The sequence below is a fragment of the Hallerella succinigenes genome (genome assembly GCF_002797675.1).
In the GTDB taxonomy this organism is placed as follows: Bacteria; Fibrobacterota; Fibrobacteria; order Fibrobacterales; family Fibrobacteraceae; genus Hallerella; species Hallerella succinigenes.
In genome coordinates, this window is sequence record NZ_PGEX01000001.1 from 392,700 (window position 1) to 418,930 (window position 26,231).

24 protein-coding genes are annotated in these 26,231 nt (G+C 51.5%); 10 read left to right on the forward strand and 14 right to left on the reverse strand.

Annotation, left to right across the window (positions count from 1 at the left end; genetic code table 11):
- The first annotated feature begins 15 nt into the window (after positions 1-15).
- The 3 genes from BGX16_RS01710 to BGX16_RS01720 are packed head-to-tail and all read left to right on the forward strand — an operon-like array spanning position 16 to position 2,686.
- Positions 16-717 (forward strand): AzlC family ABC transporter permease, encoded by a 702-nt coding sequence (locus BGX16_RS01710; protein ID WP_100424508.1) that lies wholly within the window; start codon positions 16-18, stop codon positions 715-717.
- Positions 714-1,025 (forward strand): AzlD domain-containing protein, encoded by a 312-nt coding sequence (locus BGX16_RS01715; RefSeq protein ID WP_100424509.1) that lies wholly within the window; start codon positions 714-716, stop codon positions 1,023-1,025. The genes BGX16_RS01710 and BGX16_RS01715 overlap by 4 nt, the downstream gene beginning before the upstream one ends.
- A gap of 38 nt (positions 1,026-1,063) precedes the next feature.
- Positions 1,064-2,686 (forward strand): sodium-dependent transporter, encoded by a 1,623-nt coding sequence (locus BGX16_RS01720; RefSeq protein ID WP_100424510.1) that lies wholly within the window; start codon positions 1,064-1,066, stop codon positions 2,684-2,686.
- A 229-nt stretch (positions 2,687-2,915) separates the two neighbouring features.
- Here BGX16_RS01720 and panC read toward each other — a convergent pair whose 3' ends face one another.
- Genes panC through folK form a run of 3 tightly spaced genes read right to left on the reverse strand, consistent with a single transcriptional unit; the run spans position 2,916 to position 4,973 of the window.
- Positions 2,916-3,764 (reverse strand): pantoate--beta-alanine ligase, encoded by an 849-nt coding sequence (gene panC / locus BGX16_RS01725; protein ID WP_100424511.1) that lies wholly within the window; start codon positions 3,762-3,764, stop codon positions 2,916-2,918.
- Between the two features lie 5 nt (positions 3,765-3,769).
- Positions 3,770-4,462, reverse strand: a complete 693-nt coding sequence (locus BGX16_RS01730) for a deoxynucleoside kinase (protein WP_241899402.1) — start codon at positions 4,460-4,462, stop codon at positions 3,770-3,772.
- Positions 4,455-4,973 carry a 2-amino-4-hydroxy-6-hydroxymethyldihydropteridine diphosphokinase gene (folK, locus tag BGX16_RS01735; protein WP_241899574.1) on the reverse strand — a complete coding sequence of 173 codons (519 nt, stop codon included), beginning with the start codon at positions 4,971-4,973 and terminating at the stop codon, positions 4,455-4,457. Before folK ends, BGX16_RS01730 begins: the two co-directional genes overlap by 8 nt.
- A gap of 113 nt (positions 4,974-5,086) precedes the next feature.
- On the opposite strand from folK, the gene rho reads away from it, so the two are divergent.
- The 3 genes from rho to BGX16_RS01750 are packed head-to-tail and all read left to right on the forward strand — an operon-like array spanning position 5,087 to position 9,137.
- Positions 5,087-6,967 carry a transcription termination factor Rho gene (gene rho, locus BGX16_RS01740; RefSeq protein WP_420866599.1) on the forward strand — a complete coding sequence of 627 codons (1,881 nt, stop codon included), beginning with the start codon at positions 5,087-5,089 and terminating at the stop codon, positions 6,965-6,967.
- A gap of 10 nt (positions 6,968-6,977) precedes the next feature.
- Positions 6,978-7,787, forward strand: a complete 810-nt coding sequence (gene proC, locus BGX16_RS01745) for a pyrroline-5-carboxylate reductase (protein WP_100424513.1) — start codon at positions 6,978-6,980, stop codon at positions 7,785-7,787.
- Between the two features lie 6 nt (positions 7,788-7,793).
- Entirely contained in the window at positions 7,794-9,137 is a 1,344-nt protein-coding gene (locus tag BGX16_RS01750; RefSeq protein WP_078777158.1) for a sigma-54 interaction domain-containing protein, read from the forward strand.
- A gap of 222 nt (positions 9,138-9,359) precedes the next feature.
- On the opposite strand, the gene BGX16_RS14925 is transcribed toward BGX16_RS01750, so the two are convergent.
- The 8 genes from BGX16_RS14925 to BGX16_RS01790 all read right to left on the reverse strand — a co-directional run bounded on the left by BGX16_RS14925 (position 9,360) and on the right by BGX16_RS01790 (position 19,290).
- The gene (locus BGX16_RS14925) at positions 9,360-10,964 is read right to left on the reverse strand and encodes a fibrobacter succinogenes major paralogous domain-containing protein (RefSeq protein WP_241899403.1); all 1,605 of its coding nucleotides are present in this window, start codon (positions 10,962-10,964) and stop codon (positions 9,360-9,362) included.
- A gap of 604 nt (positions 10,965-11,568) precedes the next feature.
- The gene (locus tag BGX16_RS01760; protein WP_157797812.1) at positions 11,569-12,156 is read right to left on the reverse strand and encodes a TaqI-like C-terminal specificity domain-containing protein; all 588 of its coding nucleotides are present in this window, start codon (positions 12,154-12,156) and stop codon (positions 11,569-11,571) included.
- 77 nt (positions 12,157-12,233) lie between these two features.
- The gene (locus BGX16_RS01765; RefSeq protein WP_073306514.1) at positions 12,234-13,280 is read right to left on the reverse strand and encodes an IS630 family transposase; all 1,047 of its coding nucleotides are present in this window, start codon (positions 13,278-13,280) and stop codon (positions 12,234-12,236) included.
- A gap of 39 nt (positions 13,281-13,319) precedes the next feature.
- Positions 13,320-15,857: an Eco57I restriction-modification methylase domain-containing protein gene (locus tag BGX16_RS01770; protein ID WP_100424515.1), complete on the reverse strand. Its 2,538-nt coding sequence runs from the start codon at positions 15,855-15,857 to the stop codon at positions 13,320-13,322.
- A gap of 115 nt (positions 15,858-15,972) precedes the next feature.
- Positions 15,973-16,926, reverse strand: coding sequence for a TraB/GumN family protein (locus BGX16_RS01775; RefSeq protein WP_100424516.1), 954 nt, complete (start codon positions 16,924-16,926; stop codon positions 15,973-15,975).
- A complete protein-coding gene (locus BGX16_RS01780; RefSeq protein ID WP_157797814.1) occupies positions 16,889-17,611 on the reverse strand; it encodes an ABC transporter ATP-binding protein in 723 nt (240 codons plus the stop codon). Before BGX16_RS01780 ends, BGX16_RS01775 begins: the two co-directional genes overlap by 38 nt.
- Positions 17,604-18,596: a FecCD family ABC transporter permease gene (locus BGX16_RS01785; protein WP_100424518.1), complete on the reverse strand. Its 993-nt coding sequence runs from the start codon at positions 18,594-18,596 to the stop codon at positions 17,604-17,606. Before BGX16_RS01785 ends, BGX16_RS01780 begins: the two co-directional genes overlap by 8 nt.
- Positions 18,586-19,290 (reverse strand): hypothetical protein, encoded by a 705-nt coding sequence (locus BGX16_RS01790; RefSeq protein WP_100424519.1) that lies wholly within the window; start codon positions 19,288-19,290, stop codon positions 18,586-18,588. Before BGX16_RS01790 ends, BGX16_RS01785 begins: the two co-directional genes overlap by 11 nt.
- Positions 19,291-19,413: 123 nt before the next feature.
- Here BGX16_RS01790 and nspC point away from each other — a divergent pair, with 123 nt between their 5' ends.
- Positions 19,414-20,541, forward strand: a complete 1,128-nt coding sequence (nspC, locus tag BGX16_RS01795) for a carboxynorspermidine decarboxylase (RefSeq protein ID WP_100424520.1) — start codon at positions 19,414-19,416, stop codon at positions 20,539-20,541.
- Positions 20,538-20,999 (forward strand): tRNA (adenosine(37)-N6)-threonylcarbamoyltransferase complex ATPase subunit type 1 TsaE, encoded by a 462-nt coding sequence (gene tsaE, locus BGX16_RS01800; protein WP_100424521.1) that lies wholly within the window; start codon positions 20,538-20,540, stop codon positions 20,997-20,999. The genes nspC and tsaE overlap by 4 nt, the downstream gene beginning before the upstream one ends.
- Here tsaE and BGX16_RS01805 read toward each other — a convergent pair.
- Genes BGX16_RS01805 through BGX16_RS01815 form a run of 3 tightly spaced genes read right to left on the reverse strand, consistent with a single transcriptional unit; the run spans position 20,974 to position 23,215 of the window.
- A complete protein-coding gene (locus BGX16_RS01805) occupies positions 20,974-21,537 on the reverse strand; it encodes a hypothetical protein (RefSeq protein ID WP_100424522.1) in 564 nt (187 codons plus the stop codon). The two genes, tsaE and BGX16_RS01805, sit on opposite strands and share 26 nt — an antisense overlap.
- Positions 21,538-21,545: 8 nt before the next feature.
- A complete protein-coding gene (locus BGX16_RS01810) occupies positions 21,546-21,998 on the reverse strand; it encodes a SufE family protein (RefSeq protein ID WP_100424523.1) in 453 nt (150 codons plus the stop codon).
- A 14-nt stretch (positions 21,999-22,012) separates the two neighbouring features.
- Positions 22,013-23,215, reverse strand: coding sequence for an NAD(P)/FAD-dependent oxidoreductase (locus BGX16_RS01815; protein WP_100424524.1), 1,203 nt, complete (start codon positions 23,213-23,215; stop codon positions 22,013-22,015).
- Between the two features lie 120 nt (positions 23,216-23,335).
- Here BGX16_RS01815 and BGX16_RS01820 point away from each other — a divergent pair, with 120 nt between their 5' ends.
- Positions 23,336-24,760 carry a pentapeptide repeat-containing protein gene (locus tag BGX16_RS01820; RefSeq protein WP_241899404.1) on the forward strand — a complete coding sequence of 475 codons (1,425 nt, stop codon included), beginning with the start codon at positions 23,336-23,338 and terminating at the stop codon, positions 24,758-24,760.
- 63 nt (positions 24,761-24,823) lie between these two features.
- Positions 24,824-26,206, forward strand: coding sequence for a DNA repair protein RadA (gene radA, locus BGX16_RS01825; protein WP_100424525.1), 1,383 nt, complete (start codon positions 24,824-24,826; stop codon positions 26,204-26,206).
- Positions 26,207-26,231: the final 25 nt, after the last annotated feature.

The following is a 26,231-nucleotide window of genomic DNA, read 5'->3' on the forward strand; positions in this document are numbered from 1 at the left end:
GTTATAATTGGCGCCGTGAAATTCTCTAAAGGCGTCATCGACGGACTTCCCATCGGAATCGGCTATTTTGCCGTTTCTTTCTCTTTCGGTATCGCAGGTTCCAAGATTCTCTCTTGGCCGCTTGTAACGCTTATATCCATGACCAATCTGACTTCTGCAGGTCAATTTGCAGGACTTCAGATTATGCAGGCGGCAGGCACGCTGATCGAAATGATCATTGCGATGTTCTTTATCAACCTGCGCTATTCCCTCATGGCCATTTCCCTTTCGCAAAAGGTGACGCCGAGTTTTGGAACTTTGCAACGCCTTCTTTTGAGTATTGGCATTACCGATGAAATTTACGCCGTCGCAATCGGTTCCAAGGAAAAAGTGAATCCGCTGTATTTTTTTGGTCTCTCGGTTCTTCCGTATCTCGGCTGGTCCACGGGAACGCTTTGCGGTGCAATCGCCGGCGAAATTTTGCCTGCCATTTTGACGAACGCCTTGGGCGTTGCGCTTTACGGCATGTTCATTGCGATTGTCGTTCCGCCGATGAAGACGCATAAGCCTACAAGCATTGCCGTCGCGATTGCAGTCGCCCTCAGTTGCGCTTTTTATTACGTGCCTGTGCTGCAAAACGTTTCTGCGGGCTTTGCGATCATTATTTGCGCGGTCATCGCTTCGCTTCTTTGCGCGAGGTTCTTCCCGATCAAGAAAACAGAAGAGGCGAAAGCATGAAACTACACGATTTTGCCCTGTATCTGTTTGCGATGTCGGGCGTTACTTACTTGCTTCGGACGATTCCTTTCATTTTGCTGAAAAAGCAGTTGAAAAGCGAATTCTGGAATTCTTTCCTCGCTTATATTCCGTACACGGTGCTTGCCGCGATGACTGTCCCTGTGATTTTCCATGCGACGAATAACCGGATTTCGGGCATTGCAGCCTTTATCGCTGCGGTCACCGCATCGCTTTTGGGGCGCGGTCTTGTTATCGTCGCCTGCGCAGCGACAGCCGCCGTGCTTTTTGTCGACGGAATAATCCCTTAATTTGTTATCTTTTGCCACAAACTTAGATGAGGTAAGCCATGCATTCTTCACGCGAGAATTGGGGCTCGAAACTTGGCGTTATTTTGGCAGTCGCCGGTAGCGCCGTCGGACTCGGCAATTTTTTACGTTTTCCTGTGCAAGCGGCTACAAACGGCGGCGGCACATTCATCATCCCTTACATCATTGCGTTCATCGTACTAGGCATTCCCCTGTCGTGGATTGAATGGACTCTTGGACGTTATGCGGGCATTCTCCGCCACGGGACTTCTCCGGGCGCTTACGACAAGATTATCGGCAAGCCTTGGGGAAAGTACCTCGGTTCGATCGGTCTTCTTCCGCCGCTCTTTATTATTTTCTATTACGTCTTTATTGAATCCTGGATCCTCGCCTTTACCTGGTATTCCCTCAACGGTAAGTTGATGGAAGTCGTCCAGGCGGGTAAAATCACGGAATTCTTTGGGAACTTTATTGCGTTGAACGAAAAGATTGGCGCCTTCCCGGCTGCAATCGTCTTCTTTGCCATTACCTTTGTCTGCAACATGGCCTTGATTTCCTTCGGTGTGCGCAAGGGCATCGAACGTGTGAACAAGATTTCGATGCCGATCCTTGTGGTCATGGGCATCATCCTTGTGATTCGCGTTCTCACGCTTCCGGGCATTAGCAAGGGCCTCGCCTTTATGTGGAATCCGGACTTTTCGGCTCTGACAAACCCACAGGTTTGGCTTGCTGCCGCAGGCCAGGTATTCTTCACCATGAGCCTTGGCATGGGCATCGTGTTCTGCTATGCGAGCTACACCAAGCGTCACGAAGACCTGGTGGTATCCTCCCTTTCCGCTGACGCCGCAAACGGTTTTGCAGAAATCATCCTAGGCGGTACGATTGTGATTCCACTCGCGGTCATCGTCATCGGTGCAAACATAGACGAATGTGCAAAGCTCGGAACTTTCGGTCTCGCATTCCAGAGCATGCCGCTCGTCTTTAGCAAGCTTCCGTTCGGCAGTGCCTTTATGACGCTCTGGTTCTTAATGCTCTTTATCGCCGGCGTGACAAGCGCCATTTCGATTATCCAGCCGCTCATCAGCTTCTGCGAAGACGACCTCAAGTTCAGCCGCAAGAGCGCCGTGACGACGGTCGGTCTCATTTCCCTTGTCGGTGGCATTCTCGCGATTGCGGGCCTTGCCGCAGGCGCCGTCGACGAACTCGACTTCTGGGGCGGAAGCTTCCTACTTGTGCTTCTCGGAACGATTCAAGCGATTGTCTTCGCCTTTGTCCTCGTCCGTAAAAAGTCCGAAACGGTTCCTCTCGAATCCGAAGCCTTCGCCCTCTTGAACGAAGGCGCGACGATCAAGCTTCCGAAGGTGTTCCGTGTGATCATCCAGTACGTCTGTCCGACAGCTCTTGTCGTTTTGCTCATTTCTTGGATCCTTCACGACGGTTTGAACATTCTGTTGCTCCGTCATATTGCCGATGACGCCATGGTGCAGTTCTTTGGAATTTCCCTGTCGCAAAAGGCATTCACCCAAGGTTTCCGCCTGTTCTTGATTCTTTCGGCAGTCCTTGTGAACGTCGCCATTTGGTACGCCTGGAAGAGCGGTCGCGCAACGGGCCGTGATCCGAAGATCAAAAAGGTTAGCATTGGTCAATCCGAGGAGGACGCATAATGGAACTCACTACTGGTGGACTGATTTTTATGATTGCATCTTGGGTTGCGATTCTTGGCCTGAACATTTTCTGCTTCTCCAAGATCTTTGGAAAAAAGAAATAAGAGAACAGACAGTCTGATTTCAAAAAGTAACCCGCCGGCCATAGCCGGCGGTTTTGAATACATACAATGAAAATCGCACCCGAATGGGTGCGATTTTTTTTGAACTTCTGAAATTCAAAAAGAACTCAGTTCAATTCCATATTATCGATCAAGCGGGTCTTGCCAAAGAAAGCGGCAATGAGGATCACGGACGGTTCATCAACGGTGCCGCTTGTATTCGCAAAAAGAGTCTTCTGACTTGCGATTTCAATGTACTGCACCACGCCGCCGGCCTTCGCCACGTTTTCCTGGATTTTGGAACGGAGCCTGTTCACATCCTTTTCGCCTGCTTCATAAGAAGCCTTGGCATCGAGGAGAGCCTTGGAAATCGCAACCGCTGCGCCGCGTTCCACATCGTTCATGTATTCGTTGCGACTCGAACGGGCAAGTCCCGAAGCTTCGCGCACAATCGGAAGCGTGTGAATTTCAATCGGCATATTCAGATCCTTCACCATGCGCTTGATAAGGAAAGCCTGCTGGTAATCTTTTTTGCCGAAATAGGCACGGTCTGCGCCAGAGATGTTGAAGAGCTTTGTCACCACGGTCAATACGCCGCGGAAATGTCCCGGACGGGTCGCACCGCAGTAAAGGCATTCCATCGTTTCATCGCGCACGAGCGTCAGCGGATCTCCATCCGGATACATTTCTGCCGGAGTCGGAGCAAACACAAAATTGCCGCCGTGAGCGTCGACGAGTTCTGCATCTTTTTCCAAGCGACGCGGATACTTGTCGAGATCTTCATTCTTGCCAAACTGGATCGGATTCAGAAATACGCTCACGACCGTCACATCGTTTTCCTTGGCAGAAGCGTCCACCAAGCTCATATGACCTTCATGCAAAGCGCCCATCGTCGGAACGAGGCCGATGCTCTTGCCTGCTTTCTTCAACGGGAGAAGTTCTGCACGGAGTTCTGCAATCGTCTTGACAATTTTCATTTTATTTAGCCACCTTCAGGAGCAAAGTAAGTTGTCTGCGTCGGCGCTGCTGCTATCGCGTTCAGCACCATCTGCAGATGTTTTTCGTTGTTGACAAAATCGATTTTATTCGTATTGATGATCAGAACAGGCGCCTTGGTGTAATGCCAAAAATGATGATCGTAGCGCTGTAACAGATCGCGCAGATAATTGCCTTCGATGGATTTTTCCATCGCGCGTCCGCGCTTGCTGATGCGGCTCAAGAGGGTCGGAACATCGGCTTGCAAATAGATGATCAAATCCGGATGCGGAAGGCTCGTCGAAAGGCTGTTCGAAACCGTATCGTACATGGCCATTTCGCTGTCCGTCAAATTCTGGAGAGCAAAGATGCGGTCCTTTTCAAACGTGTAATCGCTCACGACGTTGTGACGGAACAGGTCGTTCTGCACAAAGGCGTCCTGGAACTGGCGCAGGCGCGACAACAAAAAGAAGAGCTGCGTCTGGAAAGCATAAGCAGCCGGATTTTCATAAAAGCGTTCCAGGAACGGGTTTTCTTCGAACTGTTCCAATACGAGATTCGCCCCGAGTTCCTTGGCAAGGATTCGAGCGAGCGAAGTTTTACCGGCACCGATCACACCGTCAATCGCGACAAAATGCACACGTTCCGGAAGCTTTATTGTCGCTTCCGATCTCGACTGTCCTACAAATGCTTCATTCATCGCCCACCTCCACTTTCTTGAAATCCACATCGGCGCCGGTGAATCTCAGTTCATCCAAGATTTTCTTCGCCTTCTTTCCGAGCAACGGATCGACCCAGTCCGGGTCCAGTTCCACAAGCGGGACCATCACAAAGCCACGGCTCGTGACAAGAGGATGCGGCACCGTCGGACCGTCCTGTTTCCCCTTGCGAATGCATTCGCCGTAGTAGAGCAGGTCCATGTCGATTTCACGTTGTTCCCAATGTCCACGCGGACGTCTTCCCAAAAAGAGTTCCGCGCCCTTGAGATAATTCAAAAGTTTTTCGGGACCTTTGCCATACCAGAATGTAACGACCTGATTCAAGAAAGGTCCTTGGTTTTGCGGACCGACAGGCGAGGTCTCGTAGATGGAACTTTCCTTCCAACCGCCCAAGGATATTTTTTTTAACATCAATCGAGCTTCCGCGAGACGTTTGCCTCGTGGAGTGATGTTACTGCCTAAAGCGATGAAGACGCGTTCCAAAGATTCCACAAGTGCCAATATAGATTTTTTTATGTATATTTAGCGGCGGACAAAGCATTCTCGCTTTTTCCTTTATTCATATTACATCTTTTTTATTTCTTTTATAGTTCGCAGGAGACCCTGTGCCAAGACCGAAGAAAAATAACGGTTCTTTTTCCGTTCAATTGATTTCTGATATGGTTCCCCCGGATGCCCCGACCCCAGATCTTTCCGCTCTGGGAGATCTCGCCGCTCCGATTACTTTCCCCGAAGACCAGCCGAAGCCTGAAGAAGCTCCGAAACGCCGCGGACGCCCCCGTAAAAACGCAGTCCCCAAAGAAATAAGCATAAAACAGGATTCCGCACCGGAAGTGCAAGAACAGCCTAACACCGTCGAAGCACCGGAAATGTCCGCTCCAACATCGGAACTTTTCGGTGAACCGGAAGCCGTCGTCACTCCGGGCACAAGCGAACTCACTGAAGAAAATCAGGGTTCTCTCCCGAACAACGACGGAACCTTCTCCGAAAATTCCATGGAAGCCGCACAGAATAATCCGGCGCTCGAAGCTCCGGCACCCGATGCCCCGGCATTCGGCGGAAACGGCAACAACAATCGCCGTTTCAACAACAACGGCAATAATCGACAACACGGCAAGTTCAATAAGTTTAGCAAGAACAAGTACGGTCGCAACAACCGTTTCTTGCCGCAAGACGATATCCCGGACGATCAGCTCCAGGCTCCTCCGGCCGACCCGGAAAAGGTCGCCATCGCCATGCATCGCTGGCGCGAACTCCGCAATACGCCGATGTTCGATTTGCAGGAAAAAGCAAACGCACTGAACATACCGGACGTGAAGAGACTTCGCAAGCAGGCTTTGATTTACCGCTTGCTCGCGGCCATTTCCGGCGAAGGCGCTCCGATTTATACGGAAGGCACTCTCGAAATTATGAAGGAAGGCTACGGATTCCTCCGCAACGCCGACCTGAACTACCTCGCCGGTCCTGACGATATCTATATCAGCCCGAACCAGATTCGCCGTTTCGAGCTCAAGTCCGGCGACTCGATCACGGGTCTTGTCCGTCAGCCGCGCGACAACGAACGCTACTTCGGTCTCGCCCGCGTCGATACGATCAACGGCGAAGATCCGGCAAAAGCAAAGCACCGTGTCGCCTTCGAATACTTGACCCCGATTCATCCGTATCAAAAGCTGAATCTCGAATGGCGTCAGGACGAATATTCGACCCGCATCATGGATCTTTTCTCCCCGATCGGTAAGGGTCAGCGCAGCATCTTGCTCGCTCCGCCGCGTACCGGTAAGACGGTTCTTTTGCAGAACATCGCAGGCGCGATTGCCAAGAACCATCCGGAAGTCAAGCTCTTTGTGCTTTTGATCGATGAACGTCCGGAAGAAGTGACCGACATGCGTCGCCATGTGAAGGGTGAAGTCATCGCTTCCACTTTCGATGAACCTCCTGAACATCACACGCAGGTTGCCGACATCCTTCTTGAAAAGGCAAAGCGCCTTGTCGAATACGGCAACGACGTCGTAATCCTTCTTGATTCCATTACGCGCTTTGCCCGTGCAAACAACGTGGTGATTCCGCATTCCGGCAAGATTCTTTCCGGTGGCGTAGATGCTCTTGCCATGCAACGCCCGAAGCGTTTCTTCGGTGCAGCCCGAAAAATCGAAAATGGCGGTTCCCTCACGATTATCGGTACCGCTTTGATCGAAACCGGCAGCCGTATGGATGAAGTCATCTTTGAAGAATTCAAAGGTACCGGCAACATGGAACTCGTGCTCGACCGTCGCATTTCCGAAAAGCGTATCTGGCCGGCTATCGACATTTTCAAATCCGGCACTCGCAAGGAAGAACTTCTTCTCGACGAAGATACCCTCCGCCGCGTCTGGATTTTGCGCAAGTTCCTCCAGGAACAGACCTCCGTGGAAATCATGGAATTCATGCGAGACAAGCTTCAAAAGACAAAGAACAACGAAGAATTTTTAGCCTCGATGAATGGCTAGGAGTCAAAACATGTCTCAGAGAATCGCATTTGCTGGTGCAGGTAACATGGGCGGAGCCATTCTCCGCGGATTGCTTCAGGCGGGGCACAATCCCCAGGACGTTCTCTTTTTTGAACCCTTTGAAAGCACGGCAAAATCCGTCGCCGATCTCGGGGCCGTTCGTTACAGCGACTTCGGAAAAATGGCAAACGAAGCCGACGTTCTTTTCCTTTGCGTCAAGCCTCAAATTTTCAAGGCGGTCGCGAGCGAATGGAATGCCAGCGCCCAAAGCAACACGTCCAAACCGGAAATCATTTCCATCATGGCCGGGGTTTCTCGCCAAAAAATTCTGGACGCGCTGAACTTTGCCCACGGCGACGTCGTCCGGGTCATGCCCAATTTGCCATTGACCGTCGGGAAAGGCGCCATCGCCATCGCTTCGGACGGCGTTTCCCAAGAATCCCTCGAAGTCGCTAAAGAACTCCTTTCGACTGTCGGCATCACCGTGACCGTCGGTGAAAACCTAATTGACGCGGTGACGGGCCTTTCGGGCAGCGCTCCGGCTTATGTCTTCGAATTCATCGAAGGTCTTGTGCGTGGCGGTGTGAAGATGGGCCTTTCCCGCCCTGTCGCAATGCAGCTGACTCTCGCCACCATCGAAGGCAGCGTCGAACTGCTGAAAAAATCCGGCAAGGACACAGGTGAACTCTCCGCCATGGTTTCTTCCCCGGCCGGCACGACGATTGCAGGCGTCCAGGTTCTGGAAGACGCCGGTCTTCGTGGAACCTTGATGCACACGGTCGAAGCGGCAACGCTCCGTTCCCAGGCTCTCGGCAAATAAAATTCCATGGGCAAAACTCGGATTTTCTTCCTTTCCGAAGAGAACGAAAGCATTTCTTTTTTAGAAGACGTGCTTTCCAACGTGGACGGGTATGAAACCTTTCTTTGCCCAGACTCTTTGAATGCCGTCGAAGATTTCCGCCGATTTCTCCCGGCAATAGCTGTAGTCGATTTGGACAAGACATACCCCGAATCGCTCTTTCAGACCTTGCAGGATATTTCTCCGGCAACGCGCTTTATGGGCGTCGGTTCGGACATTCTCCATTTAAATCCATTCCAGCAGCGATTGTACAGCGGCGTCTTAAGCAAAGAAGAACTCCGGCTGCGCTTTATGACTGTCGTCAATGAACTCAAGCAGCAGTCCGAAATCCTTGCCGCCATCAAAGAATCCCTGAAAAAAATTGTCGGAAAAAGCGACGCCATCAAACGCCTTTACGACTCCATTCTCAAGGCCATCCGAAGCAAAGGGGCGACCGTTTTAATCCAAGGAGAATCCGGAGTCGGCAAGGAACTGGTCGCCAAAGCGATCGCATCGGTTTCAAACCATCTGATTTCCGTGAATTGCAGCGCCATTACGGAAAGCCTTTTTGAAAGCGAGCTGTTCGGCCACGTTCGCGGAGCCTTTACAGGCGCCATTTCCGAACATCGGGGGCTTTTTGAAGCGGCAAACGGCGGCATTCTCTATTTAGACGAAGTCGGCGACATTCCGCTGCCCATGCAAGCCAAACTTTTGCGGGCATTGCAAGAGGGCGAAATCCGTCCCGTCGGTTCCAACGAAACCAAAAAAGTCAAAGTGCGGATTATCGCAGCGACCAATCGCGATTTGCAAAAAGAAACCCTTGCCGGACGTTTCCGAAGCGATTTGTTCTACCGCTTGAATGTCATTCCCATTTACGTCCCCGCCCTTCGAGAACGCAAAGAGGACATCCCGGAACTGGTCGCGCATTTTATCCGCGAATACTCCATTCGGCCAGGCCTCTCGCCCCGCATTTCCCCGCAAACCATGCAGGAACTCATCCGATACGATTGGCCGGGCAACATTCGGGAACTCGAAAACGCCATCCACCGCGGGCTCGTGCTGATGAACGGCGACGAACTCAAGAGCGAAAACATCTTTACCACGCCCATTTCCGCACAGGCGAACACCCCGATTCGACGCGATTGGAGAGGCATTTCCTATGCCGCGTTTCAAGAGCTGCAAAAGCAGGAATTGCGGGAATACATCGTGGCGAAAATCCGGGAAAACGACGGTTCCATCTCCAGAACCGCCGAAAGTTTTGGCATTTTACGCCCCGGGCTCTACGCCCTCGCCCGCCGATTGGGGCTAGATATTTCCAAGCGGAATAAATAGACGGGACTTCCAAGGCTCCCATCAGCTATTGCGGGGAATCCGGCGATTTCTCGTCAACGAACAACTAATAATTGATAACAACCAGCCGACCGCCCAAAAAACGGGGCGGCCTTGCCTACGGCTAGGCAGGCTCGGATATACAAACAAATGAACTTGTCGAAGCATGGTTGCTGTCCTTCGACAAGCTCAGGGACCGTTTGTCGAACTCGTCGAAGCACTGCCTCAGTCCGAGTCCCTGAGGCAACGTACGGAATACCCGAAGTCCTTGAAGTCGTCGTAGTAATTCAAGAGCACGGACTCGTTGCCGTAGTGGAAGTACCAGCGGTACGCATTGCCACTGCTGCGCTCCGTAGAACTCCAGATGTTGGCGCTCTCGCCGGCGTAGTAGTAATTGCCAGGGCCAAGGAGGCCCGCCGGCAACACGGAAAAGCCGGATTCGTCCGTGCCGTTCCCGGTCTTTCCTCCATGATCATCATAGTCCCAACCGCTGGTGGACTTGAGCTTTGTTCCTGCGACATCCTCTCCACCGACGGCCTCGAAAAGCACACTCCATTCCTCTTTACTTGGCAAGTGCCAACCTTCGGGGCAGACGCCGCGGACCGGTTCCGTCGCGTTGCACTCTACATCGTAACCGCAGCCCTTGCCGCCGTCGCTGAACACCCCGGCACTATCCATGGCAGCACTCCACAGGTAGAGCCGCCCGTACTTGGCGCAGGAATCCGGCTTGTCGTTGTAGCAGTAACTTTTAGCGGTTCCTTCATTGTAATCATAGTTCAAGTTCTCCGCCATCCAGGTCTGGGTTCCAACAGTCACGGTCTTGTAAACCTGGCCGTCGCGGGAATCCGTGAACATTCCATAGGAAATCGCAGGATTCAGATATTGCCAATTCGCCTTTTCTTCAATCCACTTCTGTTCCCAGCACTGGTAGGAAGTCCCGTTCACCGTAATTTTCTCGCCGTCCAGCGAATCCGAACACACCAAAACGATTTGGTTGTCTAGGCACATTTGCGTCGCGGGATCGTAAGATTCCGTTCCGCATAACTCGTAGATGGAATCGGCAGCGCAGAATTGCGTTGCTAGGTCGTAAGATTTGGAGTCGCACAAGTCGTAGGTAGCACCATCGATGCAGAACTTTTTCGCCGGATCGTAGGCTGCCGCTCCGCACATGGCCTTATACAGAGTCGTCGTCGAGGCGTTCTCCCCTTCGCCGCAGGTCACTTCCACAACGCCATCGCCCTGGTCGGCGATTTCGCAGCCCGAGCCATTTTCACCGGCTTCCCCCTTCTCCCCATTTTTCAATACGCCAATGGTATCGCCGCCGCATATAACATTAAATCCTGAATTGTCTTCTAACGCTACGGCGGTGCAACTTGCGCCATCCAAGCCCTTTTCGCCTTGCTCGCCTTTTTCACCCTGAATTCCCTGCTCGCCCTGTTCGCCTTTTTCGCCCTGTTCGCCGTTCAGCAATACGCCGATGGAGTCGCCACCGCAAAGTATCTTGTAACCGTTGTCGATGGCTTCCGCAATGCAGCCTTTTCCATCCGAACCCACTTCGCCGTCCGTTCCATCCTTGCCGGCTTCGCCCTGCTCGCCCTTGAGCGTCGTCCATTTTCCGTCGGCGCAGTAATAAACCTGCGCGGAATCCTCGGCAAATACGATTTCGCCCACGTTCTCCTCGCCACAGGCGGGCAGCGAATCCCCCGCTGCGACAACGTCAATGCCGGAAGTCTCCGTGACATTCGTTACATTTGTCGTATTTTCATCGCCGCAAGCAACGATCAAAGCCATGAATGCGACCGTCAAAACAACTGGAAGTGACTTTTTCATGCATTTTCCTCGAGTTCAAAATGTTTGGTTAGGCGTTTCCGGGAAAATATAGCCAAAGAATGCAAAGAATGCAAAGATTGCAATGCTAGGCGAGTTGTCAGTCGTCAGTGGCCGAGCTATGGCTCGTGCGCCTGTCGAAGCATGGTTGGTGCCCTTCGACAAGCTCAGGGAGCGCCGGTCATTGAGCTTGTCGAAATGACCACACCAAACCGCTCTCTTCGATGAGCACAGGGAGCGGTTATCAAAGCACGGTTGCTGAGCCTGTCGAAGCAAACCGGTTTTTGCGCGTTTTTACGTGAAAATTGTCCGTCAAGAAAAATTTTGGCCCGTGTGTACGTGAAAACGGCTACAGTTGTCATGGCGAACGTTTTTCCGTCATTGCGAACCCCGCAGGGGTTATACGACACTTGTCAATTTATTGACTTAGTGGAGTTATCCTCTATGTGGATATACGACACTTGGTAACTTTGTTACCTTAGTGGAGTTATACTCGAAGTGTAGAAGCAATCCTTTCCCGCAATCAAGATTGCCACGCCGCTATCGCGCCTCGCAATGACGGGAGGACCGCAGGGATGAGCGCAGGGATGCCGCGCCTGAAATCGGCTTATGCGCCTTCCACGACGGCGATTTCTTCGGAGGAAAGGCCGTAGAGGGCATAGACCTGCGCATTGATTTGCGCATTCAAAATGGCGATGCGCTGCTGGAGCGTTTTCTTGTCGGCGTCGGACTTGGCAGAAGCAAGCTGCGTGTGCGCGGCAAGCATTTGGTCTGCAAGGGCGGCGAGAGTTTGCTGCTGTTCGGGCGTGGCGGTGGGAAGAGGAAAATTCTCCAAATATTTGGTCTTAAAACGGAAATATCCTCCACGAAGAGAAGTTCCTGTTTCTTTCAAGTAAAACCAAATAATAGGCGAGTTCAAAATAGCCAAATATGTTTTGTACAAATTAGAATCTGGATTTTTCAAAACAAACGCATATGAAGTGTCGTTATGATAATGTTCTCCGGAATCGAGATACATTGTTGCACCATAGCATACATCAGGCGTTAAGATTCTTTCCACTGAAAGATTATCGATATTTCGGAAATTCCACAGCGAATACCAAGATGGGTATTTCATACTGGCGGTTCCTCGACTAGCCAATCTTTTTCTTAAAGACGAAAAATATCCGTAACAATATGGAAATTGATTTTTCAATTCTTGTTCTTCATAGAGAACGGTTTTTCCATTATCCTTTTTATAATATTGCTCCGGCGGATATATTTTTTACATAGTCATGCTGCATAAGAGACATGCTTGTCGCCAAAATACTTGATTACTCGTTCAGGGCTGTTGCTCACCATTTTCATGTGGGATTCCGCATGGGAGCGTAGCTTTTCGCGAGTCCGAGCCGGTGCGTTGGAAGATATTTCGTGTTTCAGGTCGGCATTAAGACGTTCGTCAGGATTCAGCTCGGGACTGTAGCTGGGCAGGTAGAATACGCTTATCTTGTCCGTGTTCGCTTCAAGCCATTCCTTTACCGGCTTGCTGTGGTGAACCCTCAGGTTGTCCATCACGAGAAACACTTTCTTCCCTTTCCCGTCTGCATACACATCCTTCACCAGAGCCGTCATGAAGTCGATGAGCTTCGTCGCGTCGAACGCCCCGTCAATCATCATCCAGTGGCACTTCCCGCGATTGTTCACCGCCGATATCATGGAAAAGCGCTCCCTGCATCCGGGAGCCTTCACGACCGGGGTCTGCCCGCAGGGGGCGTAGCTGCGGCCACGGACATCCGTGTTCACGATGGCGGTCTCGTCCGCCCAGTGGATTTCCGCATTCTCGCATACCGCATCGGCCTTTATTTTCGGGTATTCCTCTTCGAGCCACTTCTTCACCGCTTCGGGGTTTTGCTCGTACGCGCGGACAATCGGTTTTTGCGGGGTGAAGTTCCATCTTTTGAGGTAGTCGCCGACCGTTCTCTTGGCCAGCTTCACTCCAAATTTGCTGCGGACAAGCTCCGCAACCGCTTCGCGGGTCCAGAGGGCGAACTTGAACTTGAGCTGTTCGGGACGCTTGTCCCGGATTAGTTTCTGTATCTCGGATTCTTGATTGGCGGAAAGGAGCCTTTTTTCCCTTTCCTTGCGGCCCCTTGTCTTCGGCTTGAGCGCATTCATCCCGCCTTTCTCGTAAAGCGATAGAACTGCATCCACCATGGGGCGGCTCACGCCGCAGGTCTCTGCGATCTTGCTTTTCTTGAATCCCGCCTTCTTCATTTTTACGATTGTCTTCCGTTTTTCGAGAAGGCTCTGGACATTCTTTCTTGCATCATCTTTTTCCATGATGCAAATATAGTAAACTTTGCTTGTTTTGTAAAGTATTTATCTGCCTAATCTATAAGGATAAATCATGTATTCTTTTTTATCGTTAAAAGAATATCTCTGAATGGTTTTGCCTGTCAATACAGGTTTGCAAATTCCTTTTTCTATTTGGACGTCTTGATCTAGAGCCTCTGAATAACCTGTAATAAATTTTTTGGTTTCTGTACAGTTTTCTAAATAAAATGCTTTGTTATCGCCGGTGACAATGCCTTGATAAATCCCTTTAAATACCTCTTTCACTGTATTTTTTTGTTGATGTAATTTTTCAAGAACTGTTGCAGCCATTCCTGTTTGAAAACTCCATCGGCTTGTATCGCTTAATTTTTCTATGGGGAACGTTTCCGACACAACGCCGTTTTCAATTTCAGTGGGTATCACTTGCGCATAAGAAAAATTTTTGTTCTGATGGGAAAGTCCGATGACGCAGGTATAAACCGATGCCGAAGAAAAGACTTGCTCCGAGCCAAAATGCGTTAAAAAATTCAGCGCACGATTTTTGTATATGAAAGAGCGTAATCCCACGCCAAAGTCGCTGTTCAAGAATTTATGCGGACAAATAAAAGAGAGATAGCCGTCTTTGTTCAACAAGGTGAATCCTTTTTCCAGGAATAGAACATAAAAATCGAACCGTCCTGTTGCAGACTGGTAATTCTGTTCATAAAACTTCGCTTCTTCTTCATAATTTTCGCGCAGACCTTGCACACGCAAATACGGCGGGTTGCCGATGACGCAGTCAAATCCGCCAGTCCGCGTTTTTTTCGGGGCGTTGCGGGGTGTCCCCGCAGAGGGGGTAGCGAAAGACGCTTTGGCTTTCGCGAGGGGGAGGCTTCCCCCGTCCGTAAATACTTGGGGAAATTCCTTTTCCCAGTCGAAGGCGTTCACCTTTCTTTGCTCTTCCATGCAAAAGTCCAGAAAGTTTTTGTCGGCGTAGAAGTCGCTTCCGATGAGCGAGTTGCCACACTTGATGTTTTCCCGCATGTCGGGGAGGATTTTGTTTTGCGCAAGATCCGAAGAGCGGAACATTTCGCCCATGCCGCTTTGGGAGAGGGCCTTGCCTTCGTTTTCGAGCAGCTTGAGGAAGAGCGAGAGTTTGGTGACTTCCACCGCCTGCGCGTCGATGTCCACGCCGTAGATGTTGTTCAAAAGGATGCGTTTTTTTTCTTCGACGGAAAGTTTGTAAGAAAGGGTTGCGGAGTCTTTGTAAATGATTCCCGATTTTTCGGCCCTGGCGCGGTTTTTGTCGCTGTCGTAGTAGTCAAGGTGGTAGGCAAGAAGATACTGGTATGCGCCGATGAGAAAGCTCCCCGAGCCGCAAGCGGGGTCCACGAAACGCATTTTCGCAATCTGCTCGGGAGTGCGTCCGGCGATTTTTTTGCCGATGGTGTTTTCCACGATGTAATTCACGATGTAAGTGGGGGTGTAATACACGCCGCCGGCTTTTTGCACTTCGGGCTTTTCAACGACTTCCACGCTGTGTCCGTTTTTCGTCTTTCGGCTGAAGCGGATGATTTTGCCGAGGAAGCGTTCGTAAATCGAGCCCAGGATTTCCACGGGAAGGACGCTGAACTCGTATGGGCATTTGGGGTAGTAAAGTTCGCCGACGATGCTTTCGAGGGTTTTGTCCTGAATGGAAAGGCTGTCGGTAAAGTCGTCCTTGGCGAAAAGGCCGGAGTTGAATTTTTTGTCCGACGCGTCGAAGAGTTTTTGGAGGCGGGGGTAAATGCCGTTTTTGCTCCGGGCGATTTTTCCTAGAGCGTCGTATTCTTCGATTTCCTTGTCTTCGCAGATGCGCAAGAAGAGGATGCGGTCGATGATTTTCTGGACGCTGGAGGTGAGATTGTATTCGTCGATTTCGGCGTTGTGGAGCGCGATGTCTTCGGCTAGGAGAAGTCGCCAACGTTCTATCATGGAAAGGATGTCGTCGTCCACGCTGGCCGTCCCCTTTTTGTCTTTCGCGCTTTCAAAATAAGTGTCGAACTTGCCCAGATCCACAGCTTCGTAGCTGAAGCGGTTGTAAAGCTCTTCAAATTTTTCGGCGTATTCTTCGAAGGTGTAATATCCGATGCGCGCCGTGCCGGCGGTGTCCTTGGAGTTGGGCTTGATGCGCGTGTCGTAAACGGCGAATTCCGAGAAGTCCGTGAGGATGGCGATGGGCATTTTGGAGGTATAGGCGTAGCGGCGCACTTGCAAGGCGGGGGCTGGGTCCTTTTTCAGGTCCACGCTGGGCTGCTTGGCTTCCACGTAGATTTTTTTGATGCCCCCGAAACAGAGGGAATAGTCCGGGTGTTTGGTGCGGTTGTCGATGGTCACGCGGTCTTCGGGGATGACTTCCCGCTTGTCCGGGCGGGCACCCTTTTCGTTTTTCACGTCCCAGCCGAGGCACTCCAAAAGAACATCGATGAATTGTCCACGGCAGTTGGCTTCGTTAAATTCTTTAGAAAGATAATAGGTTTTGTTCTCGTTGAAGAGCCGGGCTAATTCTGCAACGCGCGCTTTGCGCTCTTCCAAGGTCATCGTTTTGCATTTTGGCTGCGACATGGTTTGCTCCGTTTGCGATTTTTCCGTAAAATATATATAAAGCAGCTCTGGAGCCGCAAGGAATATCGGAGCCTCCGAGGATTCCGTTTTTCTTTTGGCGGTTACGGGAAATCCCCTATCTCTGCCGAATCCGGTAGCCTTTCTTTTCCAAAAGCCTTAAAACATTATCCCCGGAACCGACCAAATGCGCCGCACCGACAACGATAAACGCCTTTTCCCCGGCTGTCGCCAACGAATCGATACTCTCTGCCATGCGCAAATTCCGCTTTGTATAAAGCGCTTCCTCGTAATCCGCGTCCGTCTTATCCATAGCAAAGATCCGCTGCATTTTTGGCACGTCACCGCATTTCCAAGCGTTCGCAATTTCGGTAATCAACGAATCCGCATGTGTAATCTCATCGAGCGTATTCTTCAGGTAGCGAACGCCTAAAGAATCTTCTGCATCCGAAAAAATGCTCACCTGTTCCCCGGGTGTTTCTATCGCAAAGACCTTCTTGTTCTGATCTTCGGCACGGAAAAGCAGTTCCTTGTCAATGCCATATTCGCCCGAAAGCCCCGTGCGTTCAATGGCCACGGCAGAAAGCGAAAGTGCGATCATCCACGGGCGAAATGGCTTCAAAATTTCAAGCGGAATGTTCCAAGCCTTTGTCACGGAATCGAGTTCCGCATACAATTCCTGGGGAAGAATACTGTCCAGTTTCACGCCAGCCGGAAGCCTTCCCTTTTCTGCCATCAAACGGCCCGTTTCCTGCATTGTACTTTCTTCAGTCAAATCGAGTTCCGCGGCAAGAAGGCTCGAAGCATCAAAAGCCGAATCGATCACAGGCGCAAACGGGTAAAAAGAGGAATCCGCCAAATGGATACTGCCGAGCAGCCACACGGCAGGCGCTCCTGATTTTTCCGCCTTCCAGAGCAAATGCTTTTCGCCGCACACAGGGCTTTTCAAAGGCTCCGCAGATTCTTCCGAACGATTCCCTGCACAGCCAACGCATTGCGCACAAAAGAATCCCAGAATGCCGAACTTCCAAAGTTTATTCCACACAGGACCACCCCAAGAATCCGGATTCATTCATTTCTTGCGGAGTCGCTTCGCGAACAAAGCCTTTTCCGTCAAAACCGATAATCCTATCCGAAAAACGCAGAGCGTAATCCACATGCTGCGTCGAAAGCAGAACGGTCAGATTCCGTTCCGAAGCCATCGTTTTCAAAATGCGGAAAAGATTCAAAATATTGGGAACGTCCAAAAAGGCGGTCGGTTCATCGAACAAAAGAACCTTGGGTTCAGCCGCTATCGCACGGGCGATCAACACGCGGGAACGTTCCCCGTCCGAAAGGTTGAGCACGCCGCGGTCGACAAATTTTTCAAGTTGAACGCTCGCAATCGCTTTGTCGATCGCCGCTTCATCTTCTTCCGTTCGGGCATCCAAAAATCCGGAATACGGAATGCGTCCGAGCGAAATGAATTCCCGTACCGACATTCCGTAAGGAACGCGTTCCTGCGTAAAAACAGAAGCGACCGTCTGAGCCCGCTTGCGCATCGTAAAGTTTTCCATCGACATTCCGCACAACGTAAGCTCGCCTGACCACGGGTCAAGAATCCCTGCAAAACTTTTGAGCAAAGTACTCTTGCCCACCCCGTTCGGTCCTACGAGGGAAACGAGTTCCCCTTCAAAAAGGTTCAAATCGACCGGGGCAAACAGTGCATAGGTATAGCCCGCCGAAAAATTCTTCGCTTCAAGAATCGCGTTAGGCACGTTCCCCTCCTCGTCTCGACCGCAAGAAAATCCACAAGACGATCGGAGCTCCAAAAAGGCTCGTCACGCTCGCAAGCGGAATTCCAGGAACAAGCCCCGAAAGCAAAGCCAGTTCCGTACCCACCAGTGCAGACGCCGGAAGCAGCACGCGGTGATTCGATGACTTAAAAATTCCATAGGCGATATGCGGAGAAGCAAGCCCGATAAAGCCGATCGGACCGCAGCAGACCGTCGCCCCTGCGGCAAGAAGGCTCGCCCCCAAAAGAACCGCCATGCGCGAAAGGCGCACGTTCACCCCCAGCGACTGCGCAAAGGAATCTCCGACCTGCGCTGCATTCAGGTAACGCACACAGAAACCGCACAAAATCACGCCCACAAGAGTCACCACAAAAAAAGTCGGGACTACATCCAAAGAAACTCTCGAAAACGAACCAAGTCCCCATGTCATAAATCCGCGAAGCGCTTCCGAAGAGCTCGTCGCCATCAAAAAAGAAACAATCGCATCGACAAAGTAGCCGAGCATCAAACCGACAATCAAAAGCGAAACGGAGTGCGCCACGAACTTCGACGCAAAGAGTACCAGCAGCACCACGCCAAAGGCTCCGCAAGCCGCGCAGGGAAACACGCCTATCGAACCGCCAAAGCCGGCGAGCAGCACCAGCGCCACGCCGAGATTTGCCCCGGAACTTACGCCTAGCACAAAAGGCCCCGCCAACGGATTCTTAAAAACGCTCTGCAGCACAAGGCCCGAGATCGCAAGTGAAATGCCCGTGAGGAGGGCCGCACAGGCTTTCGGCAAACGGATCTGCCAAACGATATCGCTCGCCACGACATCGCTCTTTCCTAAAAATGTTTGGATAACATCCGAAACGCCCACCGAAGAAGGGCCCGAAAGAATCGTCAGCAAAAAAAGGATGGCGGTAAAAATTCCGAGGAAGAGAAATCCCCCCCAAATTCTTGCCGCGGATTTTGCATTACTTGGCATTGACCTGCAAAACGGACTTCGGCGTATTGGAGTTCGAACCTTCCACCTTCAGGTAGGTTTCCGGATCGACCTTGTCAAAGCCCTGCAAGGCATTCAACCAGTTGTCGTTCAGATCGCGGAATTCGATTTTCTTCAGATGGTACAGGAATTTCTTGCCATCGATCTTGAACTGGATAAAGTCCCAGCGCACGACGCCACGGTCCTTAAAGACTTCTCGCGTCACGATCGTCGAATCGTCCTGGAAGCGGTAACGGGCGCGGTAGGTATATTCACCCGTCATCTGGTAACGTCCGGAATCCGAATAGGTGCGGGTCGTTCCGACAAGCGTATCGTTCATCTGGAACGTGAGAGCCGCGTCGCGGAAAGCGTGACCGTGCGAAAGAATCGGCGTGCGCCAATCTCCAGAAACCTTTTCCTTCATCGACTTCTGGTAAACCGTATCGATCTTCCAAGAGTCAAAGTTGCTCTTGTCATACTGGGCACGGCCCACATAGTTTCCGGCCTTGAGAGCGGAACGGACGCTGTCTGCCTTTGCCTTGGCGAGACTGTCGGAATTTTCCTTCGAGTCCGCTTCGAGTGCACGGCTGATGGAATCCATCTTCGCCTCGATAGCCTTGCCCAAATCCTCTGTTCCACGGATTAAGCTTGCAGATGACGAAGAGGCGCCTATTCCCGAAGACGACGTAAGCACCATAGGCGAAGGCGTTTGTGCAAAAACCAAGCAGGACGAGCCTAGAATAGCAAGAAGGGTACAGCAAATTCGATTCAAAAGAAAACCTCTCTTGGAGAGAAATCTAGTAAAAAGTAAATTTGAATCATGATTGATTATTCTCAAGTTCCTAGTCCTTGTTACGTTCTCGAAGAAAGCCGCTTAATCCGTAACCTTGAAATCCTCAAGCGTGTACAGGACGAAGCGGATGTCAAGATCATCTGTGCCTTGAAAGGCTACAGCATGTGGAGCACGTTTCCTCTTATTGGAAAATATCTTGCAGGGGCGACCGCGTCAAGTTTAAATGAAGCAATTCTTGCACGCGAAGAGATGAATAAGGAAGTGCACGTTTTTGCACCCACCTACAGCGACGACGAAATCAACGAAATCCTGACCATCGCAAACCACATTACATTCAACAGTTTTAGCCAGTGGCAGCGCTTCAAAAAGAAGTCCCTCGCCGCTAAAGTAAGCCCGGGCATCCGCATCAATCCGGAATTTTCAACCGTCGACACCGACATTTACAACCCCTGCGGCAAGTATTCCCGTTTGGGCGTCACCCGCAAGGAATTCCGCGAAGACCAGCTCGAAGGCATCGAAGGCTTGCACTTCCACGCCCTTTGCGAACAGAACGCGGACGCTCTCGAAGCGGTCCTCAAGAACTTTGAAGAACGCTTCGGCGAATTCATTCCGAAGATGAAGTGGGTAAACTTTGGCGGTGGCCATCATATTACCCGCGCCGATTACGAAGTCGACCGTCTGATTTCCATCTTGAAAGGCTTCCACAGCCGCTACCCGGGCGTTCAGATCATTCTTGAACCGGGCGAAGCCGTGGGCTGGCAAACGGGCGAACTCGTCGCCACCGTCGAAGACATTGTCCGCAACGAAAAGGACATCGCCATTCTGAACGTTTCCGTGAGCGCTCACATGCCGGACTGCCTTGAAATGCCTTACCGCCCGATGATCCTCGGCTCCGGCATGCCCGGCGAAAAGAAGTACGAATACCGCCTGGGTGGAAACACTTGCCTCGCCGGTGATATCGTCGGAGACTACAGTTTCGACGAACCGCTCCAAGTAGGCGACAAGATCGTCTTCTTCGATATGATCCACTACACCATGGTCAAGACGACGTTCTTCAACGGCGTCAAGCACCCAGACATCGGCATCTGGCATCTCGACAACCACTTTGAACTCGTCCGCAGTTTCTGCTACCAGCAGTACAAGGACAACCTATGACCGAATTCGTCAAAGCATTAGAAGTCCAGACCCACTCCGAAGCAGAAACCTTGAAGTGGGCAGAAGACTTTGCAAAGACCCTTCCCAAGGGTTCTGTCCTTGCGCTTTACGGAACGCTCGGTGCAGGTAAAACGGTCATTAGCCGTGGCATCTGCAAGGGCCTTGGATTCCAAGGTCAGGTCAATTCCCCGACTTACACGATCGTCCACGAATACCCGAATCCAAACGGAATGCCCCTTTTCCATTTGGACCTCTACCGCCTTTCGCCCCATGCGGACCTCGGCGAAATCGGCGTGGATTACTATATGACACGCGACGGCGTCACGCTCATCGAATGGCCGGAACGCCTAGACGACGAAACGGTGGGCATCACCCACCGCCTCACGCTTTCCATTCTCGAAGATGATTCGAGAAATATCTTCGTCGAAACGTCTACTTCGCAGCCGTCGAATCCTTAACCGTATTCACCACGGAATCCTGCATGGCAGAAGCAAAAGCCGTCTGCAAGGACTTCCATTCTTCGGCGTCGTCCTCATTCAAAAGGATCGGCCCCTGAAAGCTCTTCATCGCCTTGATTGCGGCAACGGTATCGTTTCCCTGCAAAGCGGTGCGCGTTGTTTCGAGCACATATTCCTGAGAAACCTTCATGTCTTCGATTGCACCGAGACGCACCACACGAATACTGTCGAGGTCGGCAGGAGCATAGCTCAGTTCCCATGTCGATTCATAGCAGTCCTTCGCCACGGCAAAATCCCCACCGTCAAAGAGCAGGGCGCAACGGGCAAACGTTTCTGCGCTTTTTTTCTTCGTGTATTGGTAATACTTATAACCACCGATGATACCGCCGATAATGAGGAGCAGAACAAGAGCGTCCGACCAGCTCATGAAGCCTTTGACTTCGACTTTCTTCTTGCCTTCGCCGCCTTCGGTGGATTCTTCATCTTCCGGATCGTCCAGCGGATTTTTTCCGCCCATGATATTGATAAAGCTCAGCATAATCCCTCCTATTCCTTTGCACGTGTCGCCAAAGCGCTATAGACCTTGGCATACAGGTAGATTTGTTTCAAGAGGCTCGCAAAACCGTTTGCGCGCGTCGGCGAAAGCCCCTGCTGCAGACCGATATTCTGAAAGAATGCCGGATCCGCGGAAAGGATTTCTTCCGGAGTGCGACCGTCATAGATTTTGAGAGCGAGAGCGCCCAGGCCACGGCTGATCAACGGGTTCGCTTCCCCGACTTCCGTGTCCATGTGCAAGTGTAAAATTCCATCCTTGAATTCCGGTACAAGGAACATGCGCGAAGCGCACCCCTTCACCAGGAACTTTTCGGCTTTCAAACGATCATCCATCCCCGGATGTTCACGGGCGATTTTCAAGAGATAAGCCCATTTATCGTCGGACGAAGTGAATGCGGCAAATGTCGCGCGAATTTCTTCTTCAACTTCTAGAATGCTTTTCACGGAACAATAACCTGTTAAATAAAGAACGATTTCAGCTTCCAGAGAATGCTCGGCGAAGAGGCGAGCACCGCCCAGAAGATGCGGAAGATCGAGCGCTTTTCCACAGGAATCGAAGCGAGGCGGTGAGCCGCCTTGTTGAACTGCGCATCCGAGATCCTTGCAAAACCGCTTTTTCCGCGGGAATAATTTAAATGCGTCTTTCCCTGGATCTTCATCCAGCGGTCGTAGGCAGACTTTTCTATTTCGCGGCGTTCTTCTTCCGAAGTCGCGGAAAGCCATTCCAAGGCGCATTCCGCAGCAATCTTTCCACTCTTCATCGCTTCGACAATGCCCGACCGGCTGATCGGGTTCACGGTACTCGCCGAGTCCCCCGCCTTAAAGACGCCGTTCGCCGCAATCGGATGTTCCGACTGGCCACAGGGAATCGCACCGCCGTGGAAAGCGAGAATTTTCGCATCCGGATAAGCTTCCTGGATAAATTTTTCGAGAGTCGCACGTGGCGGATGCGTTTTCAAGAAATCACGGCCGCCGACAAGGCCCACATTGACCGTTTCGCCGTCACGCGGGAACACCCAGCCGTAACCGCCTTCAAAGAAACGCTGACCAAAAAGAAGTTCAATATGCCGCGTGCTGTGCGGAACGCCTTTCGCAATCGCAAAAATGGCCGATTCCTGGTCAAAATCCCCCGTTTCGAGCGCATCAAGGCCCGGAACGCGACGAGAAATCTTTGCACCGGGACCCGTCGCATCGATCACGACCTTCGTTTTCAAGACGGATTCCGTCTCTCCCGAGCAGACCGTCACCGCCCAAAGGCCGTTTTCAGCCGGGGCAAGGGCAGAGACCCTATTTTCAAAATGGCATTCAACGCCGAGTTCCGCCGCCTTATCCGCCATTTCGTGATGAAAAGCGGCTCGGTTCAAAATCAAACCGCAATCTTTTTGGAAATATTCCACACGCGTCATATCGGGCGCCGTAAAATAGACGCCGTTCAAATGCTGACGGATCCATTCCTCTTTTGGAGTCCAATAGCGGGAGAAAATCTTACGGGAAACCGCTTCCGCACAGGCGACAGGTTCCTTCCACGGGGATTTTTTGTCGACGAGAAGCACCGAAAGCTTGCCAGCGGAGGCTTTTTGAAGGCAATTTGCAGCATAAAGCCCGGCTGGGCCTGCGCCACAGATGATTACGTCATAATTTTCCTTCAAATAGCATGTCATAACCTGCAAAATAGCTTTTTTATAGAAACATCTTATCTTTTTTTTATCCAAAGTGTGTTTTTTAATTTATTTTAGGTGCAACATAAATTTTGATTGGACTCTTACAAAGGGATATACAGAATGAATATGCACCTCAATTTGACATCCAAGTTCGGTGTCTTGTTGCTCGCATCCATGACCGCTGGCGCATTTGCCCAGCAGACCGACTGGAGCGGCAAGGATATCAACGTTTCTTTCCGCAGCAAAAACATCGATGGATTCAACTTTGAAAATGCGAAGGCAGTCAAGAACGTGACGGACTTTACCGGTTCCAACGCAACGCATGAACCTGTCAACTTCCGCGGTTCCGATCTCCGTGGCGTAAAGTTCCAGAACTCCGTGATGAACAATCCGGACTTCCGTGAAGCCAATCTGGAAGGCGCAATCATTTCCGGCGCGGACCTGCGTGGCTCCGATTTTAAGGAAGCCAACTTGAAGGGCGCAAACCTCTACCGTGCAACCCTTCTGGATTCCCGCTTCCCGAAGGCAAACCTCGAAAACGCCCGTCTGGACGCTATGAAGGTTTCCGACCAGGCAGACTTTAGCGATGCAAACCTCAAGAACGCATCCTTCATCGATGTCGACTTGACTATGGCCGACTTCAGCGATGCCAATTTGACGAACACGAACTTCTCCCGCTCCTTGATGGGTGCCGCCAAACTCGATGACGCAACGATCGTCAAGACGGACTTTACGGCTTGCAACCTGATCAACGCAGACTTCAGCGGCGTGGAACTCCGCGATGTGAACTTCACCAAGGCGGGTCTTTCCAAGGCTGACTTCTCCGGTACCAAGTTCATCAATGTGAACCTCCAGAGCGCAGACCTTTCCTTGACCGACTTCAACGACGTCGATCTTTCCAAGACTCAGCTCCAAAAGGCTTCCTTCGCCCAGTCTAACCTGAAGAACATGGAATTCAACGGCCAGGATCTTTCTGGCGTGGTTTTCGATAAGGGCGTCGTCACCAAGAGCTCTTTCGAAAAGGCTAAGATGAACAAGGCGTCCTTCTTCGATGGCGAAGCAAGCAAGAGCATTTTCCGCGGTGCCATCATGCAGAAGGCAATCTTCGACGGCACCTACATCTTCAAGAACATCTTCGATAACGCGGACCTCACCAAGGCCAACTTCTCGAACTCGACAATCAGCCGTACGAGCTATGACCTTGCCAACTTGACCGGTGCAAACTTCTCCGGTGCCAAGCTCGACAACGTCACCTTCCTCAACGCAAACATGCAGAACGTAAAGATCGACGCTGACACCAAGATGGAAAACGTCGACTTCTCCGGTGCAGACCTCACCCACGCTCACATCGAAAAGTTCACCGCCAAGAAGGTAATTTACGATGCAAAGACCAAGTTCCCGGACGGCTTCGAACCGCGTAAGTACGGCTTCACGAAGCTCGGCGAAAAGGCTGTGGAAGTCAAGTCCGAAACCGCAAGCGATCAGCCGAAGAAGAAAAAGAAGCGCCGTAAGAAGTCTGCCGAAGAAGCTGCAGGCATCGAATAAAGCACCAATCAAATTTGTCAAAAACTGTCACTTTATCAAGTGGCAGTTTTTTATTTTTAAAGCATGGCTAAGAACGATACCGAATTTTTTTGCAAGGAATGTGGCGAAGTCACTTCCAAATGGGCTGGCAAATGTCCGCATTGCGGCGCATGGTCTAGCCTTGTCGAACGTCCCGTCGAAAGCAAGGCGACCCGCCGAGGGCTCGGCCATAACAGTCTCGACACCGACGGACTTTCCGGCGTTCCGCGAAAGCTCGCCGACATCGAAACGACAGCCGCAAAAAGGTTAAGTTCCGCAAGTCCCGAATTTGACAGAACGCTCGGCGGAGGCTTTGCTCCAGGTTCCCTCGTCTTAATCGGTGGCGATCCGGGTATCGGAAAATCGACGCTCGTGCTGCAGACGCTTGCCACCATGGCAAGCGCAGGCGTCAAAGCCTTGTATGTCAGCGGCGAAGAGAGCGCTGTGCAAGTCAAGTTGCGCAGTGAAAGACTCAGCGTTTCGGGCAGCGACCTCCTTCTGCTTTGCGAAACGAACCTCGACAAGATCCTTGAAAAAGCGAAAGCGATCCAACCAGAAGTTCTTGTCATCGACTCCATTCAAACGGTCTACAACGCCGATTTGCCAGGGACTCCTGGAAGCGTTTCACAGCTTCGCGAAAGCACCCTTTCGCTGATGGTCTTTGCCAAGAATTCGGGCTGTATCACGATCTTGATTGGGCACGTGACAAAGGACGGTCAGATCGCCGGTCCGCGAATCCTCGAACACATGGTCGATACAGTCGCCTATTTTGAAGGCGATCGCAATGGGCAGTACCGTATTCTGCGTACAATCAAGAACCGTTTCGGAGCCACCGATGAAATCGGCGTCTTTGAAATGACATCCGGCGGACTTGTGAGCGTTTCAAATCCGAGTAAGATTTTTCTCGACGCGACGAACATGAATTCCCCGGGTAGCGTCGTCAGCTGCACGATCGAAGGTTCCCGTGCGATGCTCTTTGAAACGCAGGCCCTGGTGAACCAGACGAATTATGCGGTCGCCCAGCGTGTCGCTGCAGGCATCGACCAAAAGCGTTTAACGATTATCCTCGCGTTGCTCGACAAGTTCGGAGGCGTCCCCATCGGAAACTCCGACGTTTTCGCAAGCATCGCCGGGGGCTTAAAAATTGCCGATACGGGAACGGACCTCGCTATCGCCCTCGCGATCGTCTGCAACCATTTGGGAATTTCCCTGCCGCCGCATACGATTGTCATCGGCGAACTCGGGCTTTCGGGAGAAATCCGCTCCGTCAGCCAAACGGACCTACGCGTCAAAGAAGCGCAGCGTCTTGGCTTTGAGCATATCATCCTGCCTGCATCCGCCAAGATTTCGAAATCGGCAAAAATCGACATCCTCCGCTTTAAGCACCTTGCCGAAGCGGTGCAATTCGTACAAGATCAGAAAAATTGAACCCTTCGGGGATCTGAAAAAAGGC